21 protein-coding genes are annotated in these 25,944 nt (G+C 52.9%); 15 read left to right on the top strand and 6 right to left on the bottom strand.

What is annotated here, in order from left to right:
• Window positions 1–303: 303 nt before the first annotated feature.
• Both A3842_RS21660 and A3842_RS33600 read left to right on the top strand, forming a co-directional pair.
• Window positions 304–1,047 carry an IclR family transcriptional regulator gene (locus A3842_RS21660; protein ID WP_074086833.1) on the top strand — a complete coding sequence of 248 codons (744 nt, stop codon included), beginning with the start codon at window positions 304–306 and terminating at the stop codon, window positions 1,045–1,047.
• Window positions 1,048–1,160: 113 nt separating this feature from the next.
• On the top strand, window positions 1,161–3,386 hold the full coding sequence (locus A3842_RS33600) for a helix-turn-helix transcriptional regulator (protein WP_074102707.1): 2,226 nt from the start codon (window positions 1,161–1,163) through the stop codon (window positions 3,384–3,386).
• 149 nt (window positions 3,387–3,535) lie between these two features.
• On the opposite strand, the gene acnA is transcribed toward A3842_RS33600, so the two are convergent.
• Window positions 3,536–6,280 carry an aconitate hydratase AcnA gene (acnA, locus tag A3842_RS21650; RefSeq protein ID WP_074086835.1) on the bottom strand — a complete coding sequence of 915 codons (2,745 nt, stop codon included), beginning with the start codon at window positions 6,278–6,280 and terminating at the stop codon, window positions 3,536–3,538.
• 323 nt (window positions 6,281–6,603) lie between these two features.
• Here acnA and A3842_RS21645 point away from each other — a divergent pair, with 323 nt between their 5' ends.
• The 9 genes from A3842_RS21645 (at window position 6,604) to A3842_RS21605 (ending at window position 13,824) form a co-directional block, all read left to right on the top strand.
• Window positions 6,604–7,635 carry an amidase domain-containing protein gene (locus A3842_RS21645; RefSeq protein WP_074102706.1) on the top strand — a complete coding sequence of 344 codons (1,032 nt, stop codon included), beginning with the start codon at window positions 6,604–6,606 and terminating at the stop codon, window positions 7,633–7,635.
• A 19-nt stretch (window positions 7,636–7,654) separates the two neighbouring features.
• Window positions 7,655–8,746 carry a D-alanine--D-alanine ligase gene (locus tag A3842_RS21640; protein ID WP_074102705.1) on the top strand — a complete coding sequence of 364 codons (1,092 nt, stop codon included), beginning with the start codon at window positions 7,655–7,657 and terminating at the stop codon, window positions 8,744–8,746.
• A gap of 48 nt (window positions 8,747–8,794) precedes the next feature.
• A complete protein-coding gene (locus A3842_RS21635) occupies window positions 8,795–9,112 on the top strand; it encodes a hypothetical protein (RefSeq protein WP_074086838.1) in 318 nt (105 codons plus the stop codon).
• Window positions 9,109–10,116: a UV DNA damage repair endonuclease UvsE gene (gene uvsE / locus A3842_RS21630; RefSeq protein ID WP_074102704.1), complete on the top strand. Its 1,008-nt coding sequence runs from the start codon at window positions 9,109–9,111 to the stop codon at window positions 10,114–10,116. Before A3842_RS21635 ends, uvsE begins: the two co-directional genes overlap by 4 nt.
• Window positions 10,117–10,332: 216 nt before the next feature.
• Window positions 10,333–11,217, top strand: a complete 885-nt coding sequence (locus A3842_RS21625) for an inositol monophosphatase family protein (protein ID WP_074102703.1) — start codon at window positions 10,333–10,335, stop codon at window positions 11,215–11,217.
• Between the two features lie 15 nt (window positions 11,218–11,232).
• Window positions 11,233–11,496, top strand: coding sequence for a hypothetical protein (locus tag A3842_RS21620; protein WP_074086841.1), 264 nt, complete (start codon window positions 11,233–11,235; stop codon window positions 11,494–11,496).
• Window positions 11,497–11,596: 100 nt separating this feature from the next.
• Window positions 11,597–12,889, top strand: a complete 1,293-nt coding sequence (locus tag A3842_RS21615) for a stalk domain-containing protein (RefSeq protein WP_074102702.1) — start codon at window positions 11,597–11,599, stop codon at window positions 12,887–12,889.
• 105 nt (window positions 12,890–12,994) lie between these two features.
• On the top strand, window positions 12,995–13,570 hold the full coding sequence (gene def / locus A3842_RS21610; RefSeq protein ID WP_256701805.1) for a peptide deformylase: 576 nt from the start codon (window positions 12,995–12,997) through the stop codon (window positions 13,568–13,570).
• A gap of 29 nt (window positions 13,571–13,599) precedes the next feature.
• Window positions 13,600–13,824, top strand: a complete 225-nt coding sequence (locus tag A3842_RS21605; protein ID WP_074102700.1) for a hypothetical protein — start codon at window positions 13,600–13,602, stop codon at window positions 13,822–13,824.
• Window positions 13,825–13,973: 149 nt separating this feature from the next.
• Here the strand turns inward: A3842_RS21605 and A3842_RS21600 are convergent, their stop codons facing one another.
• On the bottom strand, window positions 13,974–15,290 hold the full coding sequence (locus tag A3842_RS21600; RefSeq protein WP_074086845.1) for a glutamate-1-semialdehyde 2,1-aminomutase: 1,317 nt from the start codon (window positions 15,288–15,290) through the stop codon (window positions 13,974–13,976).
• Window positions 15,291–15,413: 123 nt separating this feature from the next.
• On the bottom strand, window positions 15,414–16,466 hold the full coding sequence (locus A3842_RS21595) for an LCP family protein (RefSeq protein WP_074102699.1): 1,053 nt from the start codon (window positions 16,464–16,466) through the stop codon (window positions 15,414–15,416).
• A gap of 103 nt (window positions 16,467–16,569) precedes the next feature.
• On the opposite strand from A3842_RS21595, the gene bcp reads away from it, so the two are divergent.
• Complete coding sequence (bcp, locus tag A3842_RS21590; protein WP_074086847.1) at window positions 16,570–17,037, top strand: thioredoxin-dependent thiol peroxidase; 468 nt, start codon at window positions 16,570–16,572, stop codon at window positions 17,035–17,037.
• Between the two features lie 124 nt (window positions 17,038–17,161).
• Window positions 17,162–21,448, top strand: coding sequence for a 2-hydroxyacyl-CoA dehydratase (locus A3842_RS21585; RefSeq protein WP_256701804.1), 4,287 nt, complete (start codon window positions 17,162–17,164; stop codon window positions 21,446–21,448).
• A 92-nt stretch (window positions 21,449–21,540) separates the two neighbouring features.
• Here the strand turns inward: A3842_RS21585 and A3842_RS21580 are convergent, their stop codons facing one another.
• The gene (locus A3842_RS21580; RefSeq protein WP_256701802.1) at window positions 21,541–22,236 is read right to left on the bottom strand and encodes a DinB family protein; all 696 of its coding nucleotides are present in this window, start codon (window positions 22,234–22,236) and stop codon (window positions 21,541–21,543) included.
• 176 nt (window positions 22,237–22,412) lie between these two features.
• Here A3842_RS21580 and A3842_RS21575 point away from each other — a divergent pair, with 176 nt between their 5' ends.
• Entirely contained in the window at window positions 22,413–22,868 is a 456-nt protein-coding gene (locus A3842_RS21575; RefSeq protein WP_074086850.1) for a MarR family winged helix-turn-helix transcriptional regulator, read from the top strand.
• Window positions 22,865–24,394, top strand: coding sequence for a DHA2 family efflux MFS transporter permease subunit (locus A3842_RS21570; RefSeq protein ID WP_074102696.1), 1,530 nt, complete (start codon window positions 22,865–22,867; stop codon window positions 24,392–24,394). The genes A3842_RS21575 and A3842_RS21570 overlap by 4 nt, the downstream gene beginning before the upstream one ends.
• A gap of 90 nt (window positions 24,395–24,484) precedes the next feature.
• On the opposite strand, the gene A3842_RS21565 is transcribed toward A3842_RS21570, so the two are convergent.
• Both A3842_RS21565 and A3842_RS21560 read right to left on the bottom strand, forming a co-directional pair.
• Window positions 24,485–24,784 (bottom strand): zinc ribbon domain-containing protein, encoded by a 300-nt coding sequence (locus tag A3842_RS21565; protein ID WP_074086898.1) that lies wholly within the window; start codon window positions 24,782–24,784, stop codon window positions 24,485–24,487.
• Between the two features lie 97 nt (window positions 24,785–24,881).
• Entirely contained in the window at window positions 24,882–25,823 is a 942-nt protein-coding gene (locus A3842_RS21560) for a helix-turn-helix transcriptional regulator (protein ID WP_074086852.1), read from the bottom strand.
• Between the last annotated feature and the right edge of the window lie 121 nt (window positions 25,824–25,944).

Raw genomic sequence — 25,944 nt, 5'->3', positions numbered from 1 at the left:
GTCCATGAGGTCCCCTCCTATAATGGTCCGTAATTTGCAACGAAAAAAAAGAATGTGCGGTGAGAAATTGTGCTGTTCATTCTCTGCTGCAGGCTATATAATTCATATATTTAATCGTATGATTATGACCTTACAAAGTCAATGAATTCGCCGCTTTTGTAATCTAACTGTAAAGTGCCGCCCAGACTTTTCCGCTCACTGAAACTGCTGGACTTTCCCGGGGCATTTGCTCTAAGATAGAATGGATATCTTAAATAATGTAACCGGGTTTCATTTGGTGAAACAGTTGAAGGAGAGAGTGCTGTGGAAGACCGAAAGCTGACTGTACGCGCGGTAGAACGTGCGTTGGATATATTGCTGTGCTTTACACAGGAAAGTGATCTGAGTCTGACGGAAATTGCCTCCAGAATCAGCCTGCACAAAAGCACAGTGCACCGGCTGCTGACTACGCTTGAGGATAAGGGATTTCTTCTGCGTATTGAAGCCACGGAAAAGTACCGCCTGGGCATCCGCATCTGGGAGCTGTCCACGCATCTGCCGACATTGGATGAACCGGCGGCGCTGCTGCTTCCAGCCATGGAGAAGCTGCGCGACTCGCTGGGAGAGACGGTCAGCCTGTATCTGCGCGACGATCTGGAACGTGTGCGCATCCAGGCGGTGCAGAGCAGGCAGGCGATCCGCCGGGTCGCACAGATTGGTGCGAGACTCCCGCTCTCGGTCGGTGCTTCGAGCAAGGTGCTTGCAGCCTACGCTCCGCATGAGGTACAGGCCCGCCTGCTGGCCGACCCGAACTGGCCGGAGGCTGTGGATAGAAGTACGTATTTAGAGCAATTGCAGGAAATTACACGCCGGGGTTATGCAACAAGCTTCGAGGAACGGGAGCCGGGTGCAGCAGCGGTAGCGGTGCCCATTACCGGAAGGGCGGGGAATGTGGTCGCTGCGCTCTCCCTGTCGGGACCCGTCAGCCGCCTTTCCCGCGAGACGCTGGAGGATTATGCCGTGATTTTGGCCGAAAAAGCTGCTGAAATGGGTCTGATGATGGGTTAAAGCACCCAAGTTCCGTTATATAGTCGATTTAGGGGGTAATTAGTAAGTGAAGGTAATTGTACAGTCATTATCTATAGGATATTGTGGTTAATTCCGGGGCATGGGGTGATAGGATGGCAACTGTAGTACCCGATTCATTAATGGAGGAGATGGAGCAGCTCCAGGAATCATTCAGCAGGATTACTGGGCAGGCTATCGTACTAACAGATCAGGAGGGCAACGTCTTTACTCGTCCGGTAGCTCCAGGAATGTTTTATGAGGTCATTTTGACTTCACTCCAGAATATAGACAACCCTTTCAAGCCTACCCTGCGGAGATTGGGTCCTTTGTCGCATCCTGTAATTCTGGAGGAATGGATTCCCGGATTGAAATATGCCATCATCCCGCTGTTCCCCGGTTATGGACAGGTCTATTATTTATGGTCGGGCATCTACATGCAAGAGGGCACCAAAGCGCTGGTAATGCCTGCTTTTGAAGCGAAAATGAAGAATCACCCGGTCTATGAGCATTTATGTAAGGAGCTGCTTGCCCTGCCTGAGCTCAGCCGGGAGCGTATTGCTGAAGTACGGGACAAGATCGCCGTGCTTGGCCGCATCCTAAGCAAGTTGTTGTCCGGTTGTGCGGGTGCCTCCTCTGCCACACAAGGCTTTGGAGATATGATCTCCGGGCTCTTAATGAATCTGGAAAAGGGTTATCTCAAGGTTGAAGAGGTGCTGCAACAATTGGCGGCCACTCCTTCGGCAGGGGATTTATATGCTTTTGCCAAAGAGAATGAGGCTGGAGAATTTCAGGTGAAGTATGCCGCCGGCAAAGGATCGGACCAGCTAATGAATGCCGCATTCCAGCAAGGCGACGGATTCCTGGGACAGGCTGCATTAGGCAAGGAGCCACGGCACTGGAGAACGAGCGCGATAGACCCGAGGTCACTGTTCTTCACGCAGCGCGGTCTTCCGCAGCCGGAATATTTATCCTGCTACCCTGCTATGATCTATGGCGGCAGAAGAGCGCTTCTGCTGACCGTTGGCTTCGGTAAAAGTGAACATATACAGAACTACGACCCTCAGGAGCAGTGTGTAGCCTCATTACTGGGGATTTCCGATAGAGGGCAGAAGCTGATACGACGGGAAGAGCTGCGCAAAGAAGGAACCCTCATTCTTAAAGAAGCTGTGCGGCTGCTGCCGCTGGCAGCCTCCCATAAGGAGCTCGGCAGCCAACTGATTGATACTGTAATGAGCATGCCCTTTTCCCCTGCATCTGTCCTTGTCTTTTTTCAGAACCCAACAGCTGATCAGAGTACATATTACGCCAGAGGCTGGCCGGAAGCAGAAGAGCCGTTCTACGTGAAGGATCTGAAGATGCGGTATTCCCCCCAAGCTTTTCTCTCGGGCTCTGTCATCCATGAGACCTCAGGCGAACGGTTCTTGCTGGAATGCCCGTTAATCGCGGAAAATGTATACAAAGGGATATTGTCCATCGGATTCCGCAAACGAATTGAAGCGCAGGAATGGCGGGCCTTTATGGAGTGTATTGCCACTCTGGCTACGACGGCTATCCGTCTTCTGGAGAAGGACAGCAGATATGCAAAGCAAGCGGAGACCTTTTTGAATAACCTCCTCCAAAATCTGCAATATCATCATCCGGAGCTGCAGCGCATTTCACTGGAAGCCTCAAATATGGCTTATGATTTTGCCCGTTATGCAGGCCTGCCAGAGAAAGAGTCCGAGCGGCTGAAACTTGCTTGTAAGCTGGCGCCTTTTCCGCTGGAGGTACTAATGGAATATGATTTCTACATTCAAGAAGTATCGCTGCTGAACCAGGTAGATCAATTGTCCGCTTTTTATTTTGAAATTGAGAAACCCATGCTGTCCTTTGAGGCCCAGTTGCTGGCGCTTGTGCTGCATCATGCAGGCAAACAGGAGCAGGCAGAGACGCTGAAAGACAATCGGGAGAAAGGGATCGTTTCTTCAAGATTTCATTTGGACATCAATGTAAAAGCAGTAATTGATGCGGAGCCGCGGGTGGCGTTTCAGTCCTTTCTGCTCAGCCGGTCCGGGGAACAGCGTCATATGCAGCCAGTCTCGCCTGTTAAGCTCCTCAATAATACGTCCCTCAAGTCACCGAAGGAGGAATGGGGGATCTCGCCCCGTGAAGAAGAGGTGCTTGAGCTGATTATTCTCGGCAAGACGAATAAGGATATTGCTGCGGCGTTGTTCATTAGCGAACATACCGTCAAGAACCATTTGAGCCGTATCTTTGATAAAATGAACGTAAGCGACCGCTCGCAGATTATTGCTCTTATCTATAAAAGGATTCTAAATTCGGAGCGGATTGAGATATAGAGGTTGGAAGCCTCCTCCATCCAAGTGTAATGGTTCTCAAAACAAAACAGCCTTCAATCCTCCCGCAGGGAGAGGTTGGAGGCTGTTTTGTGATCGGAGAAGACCGGCATCCCATGCGAAACGCAGGCAGCTGGTCTTCCGCGAAAGATCTATTCCACCGGAAGCGCTGAATCTGAAGTGGTGGCATCGGCCAGCATCTGGCGGAGCACGGTCTGCAGAATCCCGCCATTGCGGTAGTAGTCAATGTCCACGGTACTATCGAGACGGGCAATGACCGGGAATTCGAACTGGGTGCCGTCTTCACGGGTAGCGGTGACAGTCAGCTCTTGACCAGGCAGTACATCGTTGCCAAGTCCGGTGATGTTGAAGGTCTCGCGTCCGGTCAGCCCCAGGCTGCTCCAGCCATGACCTTCCTGGAATTGCAGCGGAAGCACGCCCATGCCGACGAGATTGCTGCGGTGAATCCGCTCGAAGCTTTCGGCGATAACGGCTTTGACGCCCAGCAGGAGGGTGCCCTTTGCTGCCCAGTCGCGGGAGCTTCCGGTACCGTATTCCTTGCCGGCGATGACGATCAGATTCTGTCCTGCGGATTGGTACAGCATGGACGCATCATAGATCGACATCACTTCTTCGCTTGGCAGGAAGGTGGTGACTCCGCCTTCCGTTCCCGGAGCAACCGCATTGCGGATACGGATGTTTGCGAACGTGCCGCGCATCATCACTTCATGGTTCCCGCGGCGCGATCCGTAGGAGTTGAAGTCGGCGCGGTCCACGCCATGACTCCGCAGATATTCACCGGCAGGACCGGAGTTGGAGATATTACCCGCTGGCGAGATGTGGTCAGTGGTTACGGAATCAGCAAGCAGTGCAAGCACCCGGGCATTGCGGATGTTCTCGATATCACCGACACCGTCTGCCAGATGCTCAAAGAATGGCGGGTTCTGGATGTACGTTGAGTTGTCGTCCCATTCATACAGCTCGCCTTCCGGTACCGGAATCGAGTTCCAGCGCTCATTGGCCGTGAATACATTCTCGTATTTCCGGCGGAACATCTCCGGACTCAGGGAGAGGGCGATGGCTTCACGGATTTCTGCAGAAGTTGGCCAGATATCAGCAAGGAAGACAGGCTCGCCTTGCGGATCATAGCCCAGCGGCTCGGTTTTCAGATCAATGTTAACTGTGCCTGCCAGTGCATAGGCTACGACAAGCGGCGGGGAGGCCAGGTAATTGGCTTTGACCTGTGCATGCACGCGGCCTTCAAAGTTCCGGTTCCCGGATATTACGGCAGCTACCGTCATATCATGGTCTGTGATCGCCTGGCTGACTTCATCCGGCAGCGGGCCGGAGTTGCCGATACAGGTGGCGCAGCCGTAACCGGCCAGATAGAAGCCCAGTGCTTCCAGAGGCTTCAGCAGATTAGCCTTTTCCAGGTATTCGGTAACGACCAGCGAGCCTGGCGTGAGGCTGCTTTTTACGTATCCCGGTTTGGTCAATCCGCGCTCTACCGCCTTCTTGGCCAGCAGGCCGGCTCCCAGCATTACACTCGGGTTGGAGGTGTTGGTACAGCTTGTAATGGCTGCAATCACAACCGCCCCTGTGCTTAGCTTGCTGCTCGTGCCGTTCTTATGCTGCACTTCCACTACTTCGTTTATTTTCTCGTCGCTCAGGCCATAACCGCCTTTGTCGACCGGAGTGCGGATAATACCTTCGAAGTTTTCTTTCATGTGTGTCAGCTCCACCCGGTCCTGCGGACGTTTCGGTCCGGCAAGACTCGGAACCACTGAAGCTAAGTCTAGCTCAATGAAATCACTGAACAGCGGGTCAGGCGTTTCGGAGGTACGGAACATACCCTGTGCCTTGTAATAATCCCCAACCAGCTCCACAAGCTCATCCGGACGGCCGGTGCTGCGCAGGTAGGCAAGCGTCTCTTCGTCCACAGGGAAGAAACCGATGGTTGCCCCATATTCGGGAGCCATATTGGCTACGGTCGCGCGGTCTGCCAGGCTGATGTTGGCCAGGCCCGGTCCGTAGAATTCAACAAATTTGCCGACTACGCCTTTTTTGCGCAGCATCTGCGTGACGGTCAGCGCCAGATCGGTTGCTGTAGCTCCTTCTACCAGACTGCCGGTAAGCTTGAAGCCCACCACATCCGGTGTTACAAAATAAAGCGGCTGCCCCAGCATGCCGGCTTCCGCCTCGATGCCGCCTACACCCCAGCCTACAACACCGAGACCGTTGATCATCGTCGTATGAGAATCGGTGCCTACCAGGGAGTCCGGATAGACGACGGTTTCGCCGTCCACAGTCTTGGTGGTTGCCACGGAGGCCAGATACTCCAGGTTAACCTGGTGCACAATGCCGGTTGCCGGTGGAACCGCGCGGAAATTGTTGAAGGCGGTCTGCGCCCAGCGCAGGAACCGGTAGCGTTCTTCATTGCGTTCGAATTCTACGTTCATATTGTATTCAAGCGCGTCTGCGGTGCCAAAAGCATCAACCATAACCGAATGGTCAATGACCAGGTCAACCGGTACGAGCGGATTGATCTTTTTCGGGTCGCCGCCGGCTTTCTTTACGGTGTCACGCATGGCGGCCAGATCGACAACCACCGGTACGCCGGTGAAATCCTGCAGCACGATCCGGGCCGGGATGAAGGGGATTTCCTTATTGCGGTCGATATCGCCAGACCAATCCGCCAACTGCTTCACATGTTCTTCGGTAATCGCCCGTCCGTCATATTGGCGGACAGCGGCCTCAAGCAATACTTTGATGGAAAACGGCAGGGAGGAAATAGCCCCTGCGCCTTGCTCTTCAAGGGAGTTAAGATGATAGTAGCGATAGCTTTTGCCGCCTGACTCCAGGGTGCGGGCCAGCGAAAAGTGGTCCTTGCTTGGCATATATGCGCCTCCTTGTTTCATCTGATGAAACTACATTTCAATATTTCGTGTATCATAAGTATAACGGTTACATAAGTGCGAGTAAAGTATTTTTTGCCGCAGAAAGGCCCGGATTATTCAATGGGATGTGAGGTTTGGCCCCTGGAAAATAAGGGGATTGCTAATTTAAGATCCCCTTCCCCCTTCATCGCGTAAATGAGAGCCCGTTGTCCCGTCATCCCATAAGCCAAAAGTGTTTCTTCTTTTTTCTAGCTGTATAGCTGCGAGGTTTTCCTCATATACATAGAGCAGCAGCCAAACAGGGATGAAGGGCGGGGAATGGAATGGAACAGAAGTGGAAGAAAAGCCTCTACGTGTACGTAGATCAAGTGAATAAAGGTCGTGTGGCCCCGGGAGTTGACCAGCAGCGCAGCAGTGCGGTCAGGGACCCGCGGTTCCTGCTGGAGCAGGGAGAGCGCTCCCGGCGTCTGGCGCAGTGGTACCAGCGGCGGGGCATAACACCGCTTCGTTCGGAGACGGGCGTCCGCACATTGCGGACGGTCCGGCAGAACCCGTCCGAGGTGGTCGCGGATGTAGCGCTGCACAGTGCACTCTATTACGAGAAGGGCGGCATCACGCACCGTGAGGATGTCATTGAAACGGAGCGGCTGACTTTTGTGAGTGAAGGGGGCGCCTGGGAGATTACCGCTGTGGAGCGCAGCGTGCCTGAGCGGAATTCAATGCGCAAAGTGCTAGGACCGGAGCCTCTGCTTCGGCTATCCAAATGGGGCGAGGTGCTCCCCGTTCCCCAGCCGTCGCAGCCATTGCTTAACAAGAGTATACTCCGCAGCATTGCCAGCGGCAAAGAAGTGCGCTACCGCCGGGAAGAGGCAGCCGCTTATGCCGACCGGTGGTGGAAGGACGGCAATCCGGAGTTCGAGGTATTTGATGTGGACTGTACTAATTATGTGTCCCAATGTCTCTTTGCAGGGGGGGCGCCTATCAACTATACTGGTAAAAGAGAAACGGGCTGGTGGTACAAAGGCTATAACGGCGCGCAGGAATGGTGGAGCTTCAGTTGGGCGGTGTCGGACAGTCTGCAGCGCTATTTAAGTGCAAGCCGGAGCAGCGGACTACGGGCCGAGGCGGTGGAACGGGCAGATCAGCTGATGCTCGGGGATGTTATCCAGTACGATTGGGACGGCAACGGCCATTATCAGCACAGCACGATTGTTACCGCTTTTGACGCAGCGGGACAGCCGCTGGTGAATGCGCGGACAGTCAGCAGCCGGCACCGCTTTTGGGATTATCGTGATTCCTATGCATGGACTGACAGAACGGCCTACCGTTTTTTTCATATTAATGACTACTTATAAATCAGAAAGAGGTTAGGGCATGAGTGACACAAAATTAACCGTAGGACTGGTGTACGGCGGCAAATCCGGGGAGCACGAGGTATCGCTGCAGACGGCATTTGCGGTTATGAATGCTTTTGACTACGCTAAATATGAGATTATTCCTTTTTATATTTCGAAGCAGGGGCTCTGGAAGGTCGGAGCGGTGCTGGACGCACCTTTTGGGGCTATTGAGCAGTTGAAGCTGGGCGGCGAAGCCGGGGATATGGGCATGGCGTTAAATGCAGTATTCAGCGGTCTGACCGGCGGCAGCCAGGTGATTGATGTGATGTTCCCGCTGCTGCATGGTACCAACGGAGAGGACGGAACGATTCAGGGCTTGTTCGAAATGGCTAATATCCCGTATATCGGTGCAGGCGTGCTGGCATCTTCTGCAGGTATGGATAAAGTCGTGATGAAGAAGCTGTTCGGTGAAGCCGGGTTGGATCAGTGCGAATACTGCTATTTCAATATCAGTTCATGGAAACGCAAAAGCCATGAGCTGATCATCGGCCTGGAAGATAAGCTGGGGTATCCGGTATTCGTCAAGCCGGCCAATCTGGGCTCCAGTGTGGGTATTTCCAAAGCCGTGGACAAGGAAAGCCTGATCAAGGCGGTCGATTTTGCGTTCCGTTACGATACCAAAGTCATTATTGAAGAGTTCGTCGATGCGCGTGAGGTTGAAGTCAGTGTGCTTGGCAATGAGGAGCCCGAGGCTTCGGTTCCGGGTGAAATCGTCTCTTCTGGTGAATATTATGATTACGCGGCAAAATACACCGACGGCAAATCGCAGATGCTGATTCCGGCACCTGTGGACTCTGAGGTTGCAGACCGCCTGCGGGAATCCGCCATTCAGGCCTTCCGGGCCATTGAGGGCAGCGGCATTACCCGGGCCGACTTCTTCCTCCGCAAATCAGACGGAAAAATTCTCATAAATGAAGTGAATACGATGCCCGGCTTCACACCGTTCAGCATGTATCCGCTACTGTGGCGCGAGACGGGGGTATCCTATCAGGCGCTGCTGGACCGCATGATTGAGCTGGCGCTGGAGCGTTACCATTTCAAGCAGAACCTGAAGTACGACAACGAATAACATTTTGCGAGCGGCGGGGTGATTCCGGCCGGGAAGGAGAGGAACAGGATGGGATTTCAATCCGAATTCAATTCCGTGTGCAAGTTCAAGAATGAGCAGGAGCTGTACGAGCTGCTGGAATACGGCCGCACCAAAATGGTTAAACAGGGCTTCCGCGTGTATCCGACCGGTCAGAAGGTTATCGCCTACACACCGGAGAATGTGGCGGTAGCCATTGTCAAAATTTCCGCGTCCATCGCGGAAATTAATTTTCAGGGCAATGAGGTTACCGCTGTGGAGATGGATCTGGTACGCAAGCTGAATGACGAAGAATCGAGGATACAGACGGCACTGGCGTATGAGATGTTTTTTGGGGAAGAAGGATGATTGTCCGGTTTGGCTATGTAGCTATGTCCACAGTCATTCCGGACTGCTCGCCCTCCAAAACCATGACCATGGCCAGCTTCAACAAGCTGAGTGACCGGGAGGCCGGAATCCGGCGGCTGGAAACTATCGCCCGGGGGAATCTCCACAATACCCTGCGCCTGCTGAAACATAATGTAGGCTCGGATATCCAGGTATACCGCTTGACCTCCAAACTGATTCCGCTGGCTACACATCCCGACATGCAGGATTGGAATCCTTTTGCCGCACTCACTCCTGATTTTGCCGAAGTAGGCAGCTACGTGAAAAAACACGGACTGCGGGTTTCTTTTCATCCCGACCATTTTACGGTTCTGAGTACTCCCCGGCCCGAGGTGCTGGCCAGCTCCATCCGCGATCTGCAGCATCATGTGGATATGCTGAATGCCATGGGCCTTCCCGCCACCGCGAAGAACAACATTCATATCGGCGGCGCTTACGGGGACAAGCCTGCGGCGGCTGCACGCTTCGTAGAGCAATTTGCGGTATTGCCGCAAGTATTGCAGGAGCGGATCACACTGGAGAATGATGACAAGACATTCAATGCGCCGGAGACCCTTGAGGTCAGCCGGAGGCTGGGGCTGCCGATGGTTCTCGATATCCATCATCAATGGGTGAATAATGAAGGCGAGCTTCCCTGGGAGCTGTGGCCGGAGATTCTGAAGACCTGGCAGACACCACTGGCACAGAGGGGTACGCTCCCCGGTGAGTGGCTGCCCCCGAAGATCCATGTCTCCAGCCCGCGCAGCCCTTCGGACCCTAGAAGCCATGCTGATGGTGTCGAGCCCGCACCCCTTCTGGCTTTTCTGAAGCGCATCGCTGCGGATACTCCGGCCGTGGATGCGATGATTGAAGCAAAAGCCAAGGACGGGGCGCTGTTCGATCTGATGGAAGCCCTGAAGGAGCTGGCTGAAGCCGGGAACGGAATAAAGGTATTAGATGGAGCCAGCGTTAATATTGAACCATAAACCCCGCATAACCCGGGGCTAGAGGCGGGAAACGGGGCAAGGTATGACTTGATAAGTCCCTTGAAATAGGGTACGTTGAATGAAACTTAAGCAAGAAGAAGGTCAGCGCCGGGAACACCTGGCCTAGCCGATTGCCGGATGTAAGTCTGATCCCAAAGAGCGAACATATGTCTTTACATATGAGAACAATTATGTTCAAGAAAGCGGAGTGAAGATATGAATCCTACAAATCCTGATAACCGGAATGACCGCGAGCCCTACGTAGTTACCAGTAAGGGGCATACGGCTGCAGCCATCAACGCCGCTGCCAAAGCGGGGGAATGGATCAAGAACAGACAGGGTCATGTGAAGGAGCTGGGCAGCAAGACGTCGGCCCAGGATCTGGTTACAGAAGTCGACAAAGGCGTGGAACAGATGATACGCCGGCTGATCCTGACCCATTATCCCGACCATGCCATTCTCGGGGAAGAGAGCGTTCTGCCTGGGGCAGACGCTTTGACCGCAGCCCTGGAAGAAGGGCGGAAGCATGAGTATTTATGGATTGTTGACCCGATAGACGGAACGACTAACTTCGTACATGGCTTTCCCTTTTATTGTGTTTCGATAGCCCTGGTAGTCAAGGGAGAGCTGACAGTGGGGGTCATCTATGACCCTATCCGGGATGAAATGTTCGTCGCCGAGAAGGGCAAAGGCGCTTATATGCATGGTATCCCTACCTCCGTTTCTGCTGAAGCAGACCCGGGAAGCAGCCTGGTAGCTATGGGCTTCCCTCCAGACCGTCTCTTTGCCCAGCCCGCCAACATGGCCGGGCTGCAGCAGATTCTGCCGCAGATCCGCGGCGTCCGTGCAGGCGGGTCTGCCGCTCTGCATCTGGCTTATGTGGCAGCGGGCCGGGTGGATGGTTATTGGGAAGTCGGCTTAAGTCCGTGGGACTGTGCAGCAGGTGTGCTTCTGGTATTGGAGTCCGGCGGCAAGGTGACGGATACGCAGGGCAATCCCTATGACATCGGTACACGTCATGTGGTGGCAAGCAATGGCCGAATCCATGATTTCCTTGTAGGTTCGCTGGAAGAAGCTAAGGCAACGGGATATAAGAAGTAGGAGGCGGCGGGAAGCATGAGCGAGAAGGACGATCTGGAGCGCAAGCTGAGTGAAATGCTGGAGGATGGCGAGATGGAGGAGACAGACCGGACCGCCAAGGAAATCCGCCAGATCTCACCCAAGTATGAGATTCGTATTCAGACCACACTTGATCCGATTGTGGAAGAAACGCTGCGCTACCGCAAATTCGGCCATGAGCTGGATGACAGATATGATAAATATCTGAAGCGTACGGAGAAAGGTAATGCCTTAATAGACACCGATGATATGAAGCAATAATAGATACATGCCAGAGCGTCTTCCCGATATCGGGAAGACGCTCTTTTGCATAGGCGGACTGGGTGTTAGAATGGAATTATACCAATTTGGGAGGGATACGATGCTGAACATATGGAAAAAAGTGTACACGGCTGGCACAAGCAGCCTGCTGCTGTTCACGTTATTGATCAGTGCAGGAGCGGGGTCTGCTAGTGCAGCTGAAGCAACAGTAACACAGGGGGCGGAGCCGGATGTTTTTCGCATCGTAGCTTTGGGGGATTCCATCACTGCCGGCTATGAGCCGGGAATGACCGATCCGAATGTGAAGCCATACGGATATGCGGAACGTCTGCTGGAGCAAGGCTGGTATCATGGCAGAAGCGCTCTTAGCAACTATGGTATCCTGGGACTTACCACTACGGGGCTGCTGAATTATACCGCGGCTATTAAAGATGGAGCTGTTACAACTGCCGACGGGATACAGCCCGGACTCCCGGACCCGCGGATTCAACAATTTGCCGCACTCACGCCACAGATCAAAACAGAGCTTGGTGAGGCGGATCTGATCACGCTGACGATCGGCGGAAATGATGTCAGCAGCCTGCTGCTTACGGCCAAAGATCTGACAGAAGAGGCGTTCAAGGCTGAGCTGGATCAGCTTTTGGCAAGCTACAGCACCAATGTGAAGACAGCTCTGGAGAATATCCGCACGGTTAATCCGCAGGCCACCATTCTGCTGGCTGATCAGTATCAGCCGGCGCCTAAGATTGCCGTGAGCAGCTCCTACCTGAAGCTGATGAGCGCTGCGCAGCAGTTCACTGTGGCAGCAGAGGGTGTAGCGTCCAGCATGAACCAGCCGGGTGCTCCGGTAAAAGTGGCTCATGTGGCGGAGAAGTTCGCAGGTGTGGAAGCTTCGCTGACCCATATCATTGGCGCGGGAGCAGCGGATTTTCATCCAACCCAGCTGGGATATGAGACCATCGCCCGGGTTTTTGCCGAGTCCTATTGGGGAGAGTACCGTACGCCATCCGTCCCCGTTTGGACAGCCGCATCGGCACCTATGTCGATTGTGGTGAAGGGAGTAGAGCTGAATACGCCGAATAAGCCGATTCTGAAGAACGGCCAGAACTTCCTGGCGCTTAAGGATATTCTGAATGCTGTGGGTGCCAACGGCAAATGGGACAACAAAACCCAGAGTGCGAGCATTGTGTACGGTGGAAGAACCGTTGTGATTACCATCGGCTCCAAAACGATCAAGGTGAACGGGGCAGCTGTAACCGTTGATACGCCAGCGTTTCTGCAAAAGGTAGGCCAGGAGGATAAAACCTATCTGCCGCTTGCCGCACTCGCCACCGGCCTCGGCTTCGATGTGAATTACAGCAGCAAGCTGCGGACGGCTTTCATAAATCCATAAATACACATAAACTAAAGATAAATATAAAGATAAATATAAATTCAGCCCGTACGGCATAAAGGTGGATGAATGTTGTTGTCTAGTGCAAAATATAATGCAGAATATATGATTACCATGGATGATATTGTGCGAGAGGGGGGGCCCGTGCTGCGCACGGTAGCTGAACCTGTACAGCTGCCCTTGCAGGCCGAGGATCAAGAGGCGCTGCAGTGCATGATGCAGTTCTTAAAGAACAGCCAGGATCCGGAAGTATCCGCCAAATACAAGCTGCGTTCGGGTGTCGGGTTGTCGGCCAACCAGATCGGACTGCTGAAGCGGATGTTCGTAATGTACCTGAGGGATGAGAAGGGTAACATGGTGGAGCAGGCCTGGGTGAATCCCAAGATCATCAGCCACTCGGTGGCGATGGTATATCTGCCGGAGAGCGAGGGCTGCCTGTCCGTTGACCGCCCGGTGCATGGTTTTGTGCCGAGATACGACTCCATAAAGGTCAAGGGATATAATATGAGCGGCAAGGAAGTCGTTATGAAATTCAGGGGCTATCAGGCCATTGTAGTTCAACATGAAATTGACCATCTGGACGGGATTATGTTCTATGACCGGATCAATCAGGAGAATCCGTTTAAGCTACCCCAAGGCGTGAATATCCGTAGTCTTTATGAGCAGAAGAGCAACAGATAAGCCGGTTTAAACCGCTTTCCTCCGGGAGAGTGGTTATTCAGAATGAGACGCTGGCTCTCGTAATTGTCGGAGTGTTCCTGTACAGGATACGAAACGGGACATTTAAAAAGCATCTCATGGCGGAGAAGGCTATTGTAGTCAGCTATATCGTTGTATCGATGGCGGCATCCAATATGGCTTTTCTCCTTCGGCTGGTAATCACCTTATCCATTGCAGGAGTATTTGTTTACGGCCGCAGCAGGAGCACCCCATGAGAGGAGAGGTTAAATGGGAGAATCCGTTTGACTTTCACTAGCTGTGCGGTAACGCAAAAAAACAGCCCACTGCGCTTATATCCGCAGTGGGTCTGTTTGTATTTTAAGGAACTACAGCGCAGCTGAGGCTGTTGCCTGCAAGGACTGTATTATTTCTCCGCCGCCATGGCCTGGAACGAAGCGTCTGCCGCTTCGAGAGTGAGGTCAATATCGGCATCGGTATGAGCCGTGGTCAGGAACCAGGCTTCATACTTGGACGGGGCCAGGTTGATGCCGCGGTTCAGCATGTGGCGGAAGAAGCTGGCGAACAATTCGCCGTCTGTATCCTGCGCTTCATCGTAATTGGTTACCGGGTGGCTGCAGAAATGAGTGGAGAATGAGCCGCGGATCCGATTAATGGTCAGCGGGATGCCATGGCGGTCAGCGGAAGCCTGAAGCCCTTCCGTCAAACGGATCGCCAGCCGTTCCATCTCGTCATACACGCCTTCGGCTGCAAGCACCTCCAGGCAGGCAATGCCTGCGGAGATTGAGGCCGGATTGCCCGCCATTGTTCCGGCCTGGTAGGCCGGGCCGAGCGGGGCAACCTGTTCCATGACATGCTTGCGGCCGCCGTAAGCGCCGATCGGCAGGCCGCCTCCGATAATTTTGCCCAGTGCGGTCAGGTCAGGAATGATATCCTCATGATGATCGAGTCCTGCATAGGTCTGGGTAGAACCATAATGGAAACGGAAAGCGGTGATGACTTCATCGTAAATTACGAGGGAGCCATTGTCGTGAGCCTGCTTGCAGAGCCCTTCGAGGAAGCCCGGCTGCGGCATAACCATGCCGAAATTGCCGACAATCGGCTCTACCATGACCGCTGCGACATCCTTGCCCCATTTATCCAGCGCTTCGCGTAGTGCGTCCAGATCATTGAAGGGAACGGTAATGACCTCCTGGGCGATGCTTGCAGGTACTCCGGCGCTGTCGGGAATGCCGAGAGTGGATGGACCCGAACCAGCGGCTACCAGAACAAGATCAGAATGACCGTGGTAGCAGCCGGCGAATTTGACAATCTTGCTGCGCTTCGTGTACGCGCGGGCGACACGGATTGTGGTCATGACGGCCTCAGTGCCAGAGTTGACGAAGCGGACTTTGTCCATCGAAGGGATGGCTTCTTTCAGCATCTTGGCCAGTTTGATCTCGAGCTGCGTGGGAGTTCCGTACAGCAGCCCGTTTTCTGCAGCTTTTGTAATAGCTGCTGTAATATGGGGATGGGCATGTCCGGTAATAATCGGTCCGTAGGCGGCCAGATAATCTATGTATTCATTGCCGTCTTCGTCCCAGAAGCGGGAGCCGCCGGCACGTTTCATGAAGACGGGAGCGCCGCCGCCTACAGCTTTGAAGGAACGGGAGGGACTGTTGACGCCTCCGACAATATGCTGCAGGGCTTCCTCATACAAATGTTCAGATGTGGTACGGTTCATGGTTCATCATCCTTTCAATAGTAGTGGCACAAGGGAAAGGGCGAACCGCCGGATTCATCCGCTGTTCGCCCGCCCTAATGCCAAGCATAGGTTTATTTACGAATATCTCTGAAATGGAGTGCCTTATTTGCTCCCGGCGCTTGCCGAAGGGCTGCTGCCCGGTGAAGCAGAAGGCGATGGAGACGGCTCAGGACCAGTCAGCGTGTCTTGAACGAACTGCTTCAGCTCATCTTCGCTGCTGATGCCGATGACCTGAGAGCCATCCTTGGTTGTTTTCTCCCTGATAATATCCATTGGGGGAACCTGCACGCTGCCGCCCATAGAGCTGTTGTAGCCTACTGTAGCCAGTTTCCACATGTCATTCACATCCAGGTTGGTATCAATATAAGGGGTAACCTGGGACAGAATATTAGGCAGCTTAATAATGGACGTGGTACTAATCACCTTATCTGCTACAGCCTTAAGGAAGCCGCGCTGGCGTTCCGTCCGGGTGAAGTCGGAGGTGGCGTCATGACGGAAGCGCACATACTGTAGTGCCGAGTTGCCATCCAGATGCTGAAAGCCTTTTTTTAGATCAATATCATATTCGGGTCCGTCAGCCTTAGATTTATAGCGCATGTCCTTCTCAACCTCATAATCGATCCCGCCAACGGCATCCACTAGCTTGATGAAGCCCTGAAAGTCGGTATAGACATAATATTGAATCGGAATGCCCAGCAGGTCGCTCACTGTTTGCATTGCCGTATTGGGTCCGTAGGTGATTGCGGCATTAATACGCTGAGTGCCGTGCTCAGGGATAGAAACATAAGTATCACGGAGGATAGAGAACACATAAAACTTCTTCTTGACCGGGTCAAGCGAGGCGACCAGCATCGTATCGGAGCGTGGGACTTCACCCTTCTTCACGCCTCGCGCATCGACACCCATAAGCAGGATGTTGACCGGCTCGGTACCTTCCCATTTAGGAGGCTGAATAACATCGGCCGAAGGAGAGGGGAGTGCCGCAAACGGTGAGTCTTCACCCGTCTTGTGCAGATTGTCCATTTGATTATAGATCTCAGCAAAATAATAAATTGCCCCGCCGATAATGAGGAGAAGTATGATTGCCAGAGTCCAGAGCAGCGGTTTCTTTTTTGACTTACCGGCTTTTGCGTGCCGTTTCTTTCTTGGTGACATTTCGTTCTTCCTTTCCCATTCACATTCTCTACATTATAATTTCTTTTAGGTATACAAGCAATTTCGGAATATACATCCATATTATTAAGGAGTGAAACAGTAAATGAACGAACTTAAGGTCGGACAAGAAGTGCCGGATTTCACCCTTCCCGCTTCAACTGGACAGAACATCAGCTTACGGGATTACCGGGGCAGCAAGGTAGTGCTGTATTTTTATCCGAAAAATATGACGCCTGCCTGTACCCAGGAGGCCTGCGAATTCCGTGACGCCGGGGACCCGATTGCCCGGGGCAATGCAGTTCTGCTGGGAATCAGCCCGGACAGCCTGTCTTCCCACGCGAAGTTCATCGAGAGGAACAGTCTGCCGTTTCCGCTGCTCTCCGATGAGGAGCATAAGGTAAGCCAATTATTCGGAGTCTGGCAGCTTAAGAAACTATACGGCAAAGAATTTATGGGTATTGTGCGCTCTACCTTTCTGATTGATGAGCAAGGCCTTCTGGTCAAAGAATGGCGGAAGGTCCGGGTCAAAGGACATGTTGAAGCAGTATTGGGAGAAATCATGAATAAATAAGTATGCTAGTAATTAATTGTAAATGTCTGTAACATTTCTAACAGCCTCTATAAGGCGCTCTCATGATATAGTTGCCTCATATTACTTCAAATTTGGAGCAAGGCATGGTGATGAGGGCATGATGATGCTGCGTATTGGGCTGGACGTCGGATCAACTACGGCCAAATTGGTTGTTATGGAACGTGATGCGATTATATATCAGGATTATGTGAGACATTTTAGCGATATAAAAAAAGCTGCGCTATCCCTCCTGTCGGATGTGCGGGACAGGTTCCCGGATCGTGAGGCTGCACTTACTGTAAGCGGTTCCTCCGGCTTGTCTCTCTCGAAGCTTGGCGAGGTCCCCTTTGTTCAGGAGGTCATTGCCTGCACGAAAGCGATCAGCGAGCTGATCCCGCAGTGTGATACAGCGATTGAGCTTGGCGGAGAGGACGCCAAAATCATCTATCTCAGCGGCGGCATTGAGCAGCGGATGAACACGGCCTGTGCGGGCGGCACGGGAGCATTCATTGATCAGATGGCTTCCCTGCTGCAGACAGACCCGGCGGGCCTGAATACCCTGGCCGAACAGCATGAAAGGATCTACCCTATCGCATCGCGGTGCGGTGTATTTGCCAAAAGCGATGTGCAGCCGCTGCTTAATGAAGGCGCCCGCCGCGAGGATGTGGCGGCTTCTATTTTTCAGAGCATCGTCAACCAGACGATCAGCGGACTGGCCTGCGGACGCCCGATCCGCGGACGGGTAGCCTTCCTGGGCGGACCGCTGACCTTCCTGCCCGCGCTGCGGCAACGTTTTGCAGAGACCCTTGGACTGAACGAAGGGGATGTACTGTTCCCGGAGCGTTCACAGTATTTTGTCGCTATTGGTTCAGCACTGTCACAGAACGATCCGCTGGTTCTGCCGCTGTCCGGCTGGCTGGCCCGGCTCGACGCCGTGGACTTCTCAGCCGACCGCGCTGAGGATGCCGAGCTGCAGCCGCTGTTCGCGACGCCGGACGATCTGGCGCAGTTCCGTCTCCGCCACGGCCAGGCGGCAGCTCCGCGCTCTGAACTGGATACATATCGCGGTCCCTGTTATCTCGGCATTGATGCCGGGTCTACCACAACCAAGCTGGTAATTACCGGCTCAGCAGACGAAATCCTCTATACCTTTTATGGAAGCAACAAAGGCAATCCCCTGCAGTCTGTAAGCGATGCTCTGAAGGAGATTTACCGGATTCTGCCGGAGGGCTGTCATATTGCCGGTGCCTATGCAACCGGTTATGGCGAAGGCCTGGTCAAGGCAGCGCTTCGTACAGATGGAGGCGAAGTGGAGACGGTAGCCCACTATAAGGCAGCCTCCAAGTTCATGCCGGAGGTTGATTTCATCCTCGATATCGGCGGACAGGATATGAAGTGCATCAAGATCCGCGGCGGCGCCATCGACAGCCTCATGCTGAACGAAGCCTGCTCCGCGGGCTGCGGCTCCTTCCTGGAGAGCTTTGCGTCAGCTCTGGAGCTAGGCATTGGAGAATTTGCCGCAGCCGCATTAGAATCCACGGAGCCGGTCAACCTGGGCTCGCGCTGTACGGTCTTTATGAATTCCAAAGTGAAGCAGGTTCAGAAGGAAGGCGCCACTCTAGCCGATTTATCGGCAGGGCTTGCGTATTCCGTTATTAAGAATGCGCTGCAAAAGGTAATCAAAATCCGCAACCCAGAGGATCTGGGACGCAATATCATCGTGCAGGGCGGTACCTTTTATAATGAGGCGGTGCTTCGGGCGTTTGAACTGCTCACCGGAAGAACCGTGGTCAGACCGGATATTGCCGGTGTGATGGGCGCTTACGGGTGTGCGCTGATTGCCAGAGAGCATGCTGGACTTGACGGAACCAGCACCCTTCTGGGACCCGAGGAACTGGAAGCCTTCAAATATGAAGTCTCTCCGGGCCGCTGCGGCCTTTGCGCCAACAACTGTGCACTGACGATCAGCCGCTTCCCCGACAAGAGCTTCCATGTAACTGGCAACCGCTGTGAGCGCGGGGCCGGGGGCAAGAAAGAGAAGAATAGCCTTCCGAATCTGATGCAATATAAATATGAACGGTTTTTTGATTATGAGGGGCTGCCTGAGGAGCAGGCGCAGCGGGGGACGGTCGGCATTCCGCGGACTATGAATATGTTTGAGAACTACCCGTTCTGGCATACCTTTTTTACCACACTGCGCTACCGGACGGTGCTGTCGCCGAAGTCCAGCAAGAAGCTCTATGAGAGTGGAATGGATACCATCCCTTCGGAATCCATTTGTTATCCGGCGAAGATGGCCCATGGCCATGTCCAGAGCCTGCTTAGCAAGGGAGTCGATTTCATTTTTTACCCGGCTGTTGTGTACGAGAAGAAGGAAGATGACGCGGCGCAGAACCATTTCAACTGTCCAGTGGTGGCCTCCTATCCCGAAGTCATCCGCAACAACATGGATGGGCTAAAAGAAAAAGGCATACCGCTCGTGAGTCCATTTCTGACCTTTGATGATATCCCGGCGCTGACCCGGGTTCTAGTGAAGACTTTTATGGATATTCCCAAGGAAGAGATTGCCGCTGCCGTGCAGACCGGTCTCACCGAAGCCGAACGGGCCAAAGCAGATCTGCGAAACAAAGGCGAAGAAACGCTCGAATTCCTTACTCATAGTGATACCAAGGGGATTCTGCTCTGCGGACATCCCTACCATGCAGACCCTGAGATTAATCATGGCATTGCTGAGATGATTACGGGCATGGGGCTGGCTGTGCTGACCGAGGATTCAGTCTGTCACCTGGACCGCAGTGAAGGGGATGTGGGAGTAGTTAACCAGTGGACCTATCATGCCCGGATGTACCGCGCAGCCCGTCTGGCCGCCAGCAGAAACGATTTGGAGCTGGTGCAGCTGACCTCGTTCGGCTGCGGTATTGATGCCATCACATGCGATGCGGTTCAGGACATTATGGAACGCAATAACAAGGTATATACCTTAATCAAGATTGATGAGATCAGCAATCTGGGTGCCGCGCGCATCCGTCTGCGGTCCCTGCTCGCGGCCATGCGCGAACGGGAGAAGGGCGATGTTCAACCTCAGCTTCTTTACAAGGCACAGGCCAACGTGCCTTTTACAAAGGAAATGAAGGAAACCTACACTATTCTGGCTCCGCAAATGTCACCGATTCATTTCGAACTGTTCGAACGGGTCTTCCGTGACGCCGGATACCGGCTCAAAATCCTGGAGAGCACCGGACCGAAGGAGACAGAGGAGGGTCTCAGATATGTAAATAATGATGCCTGCTATCCGGCGATTGTCACCATCGGACAAATGCTGTCGGCGCTAAAGAGCGGAGACTATGATCCGAACCGGACCGCTGTGATTATGTCGCAGACGGGGGGAGGCTGCCGGGCAACTAATTATATTTCACTGCTGCGCAAGGCACTGAAGGATTCCGGCCTGGGGCAGATTCCGGTAATTTCGCTGAATGCCTCCGGAATGGAGAACCAGCCCGGCTTCCGCATTAGCCTGAAGCTGGCAAACCGCCTGATTGCAGCCGCGTGTTACGGCGACCTGATGATGCGTCTGCTGCACCGCTTCAGACCGTATGAGGTGATTCCGGGAAGCGCCCAGGCCTTGTTCCGCAAAGGGATGGACCGCTGCAAGTCCAGCCTGTCTACCTTCTCGTTCAGGGAATACAAACGTCTGACCCGGGAGATCGTGGCAGAATTCAGCCAGCTCCCTGTGATTAGAGCCGTGAAGCCGCGAGTGGGAATCGTGGGTGAAATCCTGATCAAATTTCATCCGGATGCCAATAATCACATCATTGAGATGATTGAAGCCGAGGGCGGCGAAGCGGTCATGCCGGATTTCCTGGATTTCATTTTCTATTGCGTCTACAATCCCATTTACAAAGCTGAGCAGTTCGGCAAAAGTAGAAAGCTGGGCTACATTAATCCAATGCTGATCTCTTATCTGGAAATTTACCGCAAACCAGTTAAGGTGGCGCTGGAAGAAGCAGGACTGGCCAAAGGGCGAGAGAATATCTACGGACTGGCCGAGAAGGCCAGCCGCCTGGTCTCTGTGGGCAACCAAATGGGCGAGGGCTGGTTCCTGACTGCGGAAATGATGGATCTGCTGGATAACGGGGTTAATAATATAGCTTGTATTCAGCCTTTCGCCTGTCTGCCGAATCATATTACCGGACGGGGAATGATTAAGGGGCTGAAGGATCTGTATCCCGGCGCCAACATTGCCGCCATTGATTATGATGCGGGGGTCAGTGTCGTGAACCAGGCGAACCGGATCAAGCTCATGATGTCTATCGCCAGCGGGCTGGAGAACAGTGCCCCCCTCCCTACCCCAAAGGTGAAAAAAGGCAGCGCGGTTAAGCCTGTAATAGTGGGCATTAGAAGCGATCTATAATTAGCTTAAATAAATTCAAAGAGCGCACCCTTTGCAAGATGGGGTGCGCTCTTTCATTTTGGATGCCGGATTCAATGAGCTTAGGAGTCCTGTTATTTTTGCAGTTTCAGCTTGATCCGCATGGCTTTATTTAAATGAACGAAGTTATGCCTCGTGGCAGGCATCAGCACCAGGCCCGCAATGGTCTTGCTCCCCCAGTAATCAATGAGCCATTGTTCCGATTCTTTCACAGCGCCTTCCCCGGAAATTCTGCTGATCTGCGCGGGACCGGGTTTGGCCCGAAACTGCCCGGGCTGCAGAGCAGCGATGATGGACCGTGTCCGTGCTGCTACGGCCTGACGGTAAGCCAGCAAAGCTTCAATGTGGACCGTTTCACTGAATTCGGCGATTTCCTCTTCGCTCATCCCGTTTCCGGAATGAATAAAAGGGGTTTGAAGCTTGTCGGCAAAATGTCCGGAATGAAGGATTTGTTCACTGTCTGCAATGAGGATATTCATGGTAATGTCCTCAATTCGGGCACAGTGCCAAATATGCCACACGATCGAATTATTACTGTTAACGGTATGTACCGGATAACTGCGCAGGGTTTGCTCGCGGAGATCTTCTAACAGCACATCTTCATAGGTCACCTGTCCCTGATTCGTGCCATCCGAGGCGTACAGGTTGGCATGGAGCTCCAGGAACAGAGCTGCCGCATTAGTATGCTCCTCACGTTTTGTAATGATTCCAGTCAATTGCTTATGCTTGGCGCTCCAGATTGTCCGTGCTTCAAGATTCAAGAGGCTCACCGCTTCCGCTTTAATGTTGTCATTCTTCTAAAGTATATATTAAACCGGAAATACTCCAAATACCAAAATGATAGTTTCAGAAATTTTCAGTAAATGGTTGACGAATAAATAAGTAAATAGTAAAATAGTTCGCATGCGAAGTATTATTGAGTATGTGAATTTCATGGAGGTAATGAGTGTTGGAGGATAAAGAGCAGCAATTGGATGAAATCTTTTCTTCGTTCCGTTGTATCATCCATAATTTTCAACAGCTGATGTGGAAGGATGCAGACGAGCTGGGCATTACATCTACCCAGTTAATGGTCTTGCGTAAATTGGCGGCTCACCCTGATATAGGGATCACGGAGCTTGCGGACCTGTTGCATTTGGGGAACAGCGCTGCGAGCGGTGTAGTGGACCGGATGGTAAAGGCTGGACTGATAACCAGACAACGCTCAGAGAGCGACAAACGCATATTTAGGCTGGCAATGACTGAGAAAGGCCTGGAGATCAGGGAGCGAAGCAAGCAGTCGCTCAGAAGCCATCTGGAGCCATTGTCGAACATACCCGCTGAAGATGCCAAAGAGCTGCTGCGATTGCATGGTGAAATTATTAAAATTTTAGAACAAGGGAGAGAGAACAAGAAGCTATGAGTACAATATCTGCTAACGCTGGCTCGCCGTCGAAGACGATACGCAGAGGCCCCATTATTGCAGCCCTTTTGATTGGCGCATTCGTAGCGCTGCTGAATCAGACGCTGATGAATGTGGCACTGCCCAAAATGATGGAGGACCTCAACATTGCCGCCAATACGGCGCAATGGCTGACCACAGGATTTATGCTGGTGAACGGGGTGCTTATTCCAATCAGTGCTTATCTGGTGGAGAAGTTTACCACCCGTCAATTATTTACTACGGCAATGATCCTTTTTTCTATAGGAACGCTGGTCTGTGCCATAGGGACCGGATTTGAGATGATTATGGTCGGCAGAGTGATCCAGGCTGTCGGCGCAGGTATTCTAATGCCGTTGATGAACATCGTCTTCCTGCGGATCTTCCCGATTGAAGAGCGCGGTAAAGCGATGGGCCTGATGGCGGTTGCTATGATTTTTGCCCCGGCTGTAGGACCTACGCTGTCCGGCTGGGTGGTTCAGAACTATTCCTGGCGGGTGCTGTTCTACATTGTGCTTCCGCTGGCTATTTTCTCCACGCTGCTGGGAATGAAGACGATGCAGAATGTCGGAAAGCTGACTTCGCCCAGATTGGATAAATTGGGTGTGGTCCTGTCGACGCTTGGTTTCGGCGGATTGCTGTATGGCTTCAGTGATGCCGGTACAGACGGCTGGAACAGCCCGACAGTATATGCCTGCCTGATTCTTGGCGTTGTATCTCTGGCTTTGTTTGTATGGCGTGAGCTTACCACCGACAAGCCGCTGCTCGAGTTCCGTATATTCCGGTACAATATGTACTCATTGACTACAGTCATTAACATTATTGTTACGATGGCACTGTATTCCGGTATGATCCTGCTGCCGATTTATCTGCAGACGATCCGTGGCTTTACACCTATGGAGTCGGGGCTGATGCTGCTGCCGGGTGCAATTCTTATGGGCGTAATGTCTCCGATCACAGGGATTATTTTTGATAAAATCGGTGCCAGATGGCTGTCCGTTATCGGTCTGGTTATTACTACCGTTACCACTTGGGAATTCAGCCAGATTACCCATACAACTACGTACACTCACCTGATTCTGACGTACACAGCCCGGATGTTCGGGATGTCCATGCTGATGATGCCAATTGTAACCGCCGGTCTGAACCAGCTGCCGCAGCGCTTGGCTTCACACGGAACCGCAATGTCGAATACGCTGCGGACGGTCGGCGGAGCACTGGGGATGGCGCTATTCGTCAGCCTGATGACCAACCGTACGAAGAGCAACATTACGGATGCTGTAATGAGCGGAGCTGTATCCCAGACCGACAAGGCGGCAATGCTCAAACTTACACAGGATGCCACGATCAACGGGATTACCCATGCGTTTACCGTAGCTACCTGGGTAACCGTTGTGGCCCTGGTGCTGGCCTTGTTCATCAAGAAAACCTCTCCGCAGCCTGATTTCCTGAAAACGGAAGAGGAGGAGCCTGTGCAGCTACAGAAAGTGAAGTCACAGCAGGCATAAGCTACTTACTTGCAAGAACTTGTACTCATATCTATGAACAAAAGGACTATCCAGCATGGGTAGTCCTTTTGCTGATACATTGTCCCTTGTTTACAGGGATTTTTGGACCTCGGCCCCTGTACTCCAGCGCTTCAAACGCGGCAGGCTGTTAGCCAGAATACTTCGTGCCTCAGCTTCATCCATGCCCTCCTCTACCATGTATCCGGCGCACAGATCAGCCATCTCTTCCATGGTAGTCTCCGGTTGCTTGAATTCTCCACTCTCGTAGCAATATACACAATACTCTTCCGTCTTGCTGCCTTCACGGTCAGTGCCCTGCAGCTCTGCCTCAGCCATCGGCATTCCGCAGCTTTGGCAGATGGGGATTCCGCTTTCACGGGATGCTGTCATTTCCACTATTAACACGCTCCTTGGATATGGATTGGGCTCCTTCAGCCCGTATTCCTCCACAGTATAAAATACCAAACCTGACAACATACCTTCAGGTTTACAAGCTGTCTTTATATTTGGCGGCGATTTCTGCTGCGAGTCCGGCCAGTTTGCGGCGGATCGGTTCCGGTTCCAGTACCTCCACAACCGTTCCGAAGCTCAGCAAAAATCCATACAGCCAGTTGTTTTCCGCATAAGCCACCTTAACGGTGTATCCGCCGTCTCCAGCCGGTTCCAGCTCTTCCGAATCGAAGTAGTCCTCCGCCAGATGTCTGCCCTCCGCCGAAAAATGCAAGACGATAGCTTGTGTGTGCAGCGGTTCTTTCCAGCCCTCTGTCCAGGGCAGATCCTTCAGCGGAATATCCAGGCGTTCGTAGCTTCGGGTTTCTTTGACCAGTGCCTTCATTCGCTGCAGCTTGAACAGCCTGAAATCCTGACGCTCAGTGCAGTAGCCATATAGATACCACCCCGCACCTTTATGTACTAGTGTATAAGGCTCCACAGACCGGTGGCTGACCCCGCCGTCTGCATCGACATAATCAAAAGCTACGGCAGTGCTCTCCTCCAGCGCCTCCTTGAGAAGGGACAGACGCTCTTCCAGCAGACCCTGCAGCCCCCAGGGGGAGAAGTCGACAATCAGCTGAGTTGTTTTGGTGCGGAAGGCCTGCGACTTGGAGGGAGGAATAACGCTGCTGATTTTTTCCATAAGCAGGTTGTGTCCACCTCCACCGTAGGAGGAGACGCTCTGCAGAGCCGTGAAAATATCCGCCAGTTCGCGTTCGGTGAGGACATTGCGGTCCAGCCGGTATCCTTCCATAAGGCCAATGCCGCCATTGGCACCCTGATAGGTGACGACGGGGATACCCGCGCCGTTAATACTATCGATATCACGGTAAATAGTGCGTACAGACACCTCGAACATCTCGGCCAAATCCTTGGCCTGAACCAGGGGCCGGTTCATCAGCAATATGACGATGGAGAGCAAACGGTCTATTTTCACACAAACGTCCTTCTTTCCGGTAGGATTCGTACTCTCATTATCCCTGTATTCTTACGTGGAATCAAAGCAAATAAAAGCTTGCCAAATCACATATATTAGAATAACATCTAATTAGATAATT

It is taken from the genome of Paenibacillus sp. P3E (assembly GCF_001909045.1).
Classification (GTDB): domain Bacteria; phylum Bacillota; class Bacilli; order Paenibacillales; family Paenibacillaceae; genus Paenibacillus_AQ; species Paenibacillus_AQ helianthi.
This window is presented reverse-complemented; position numbering and strand designations above follow the sequence as displayed.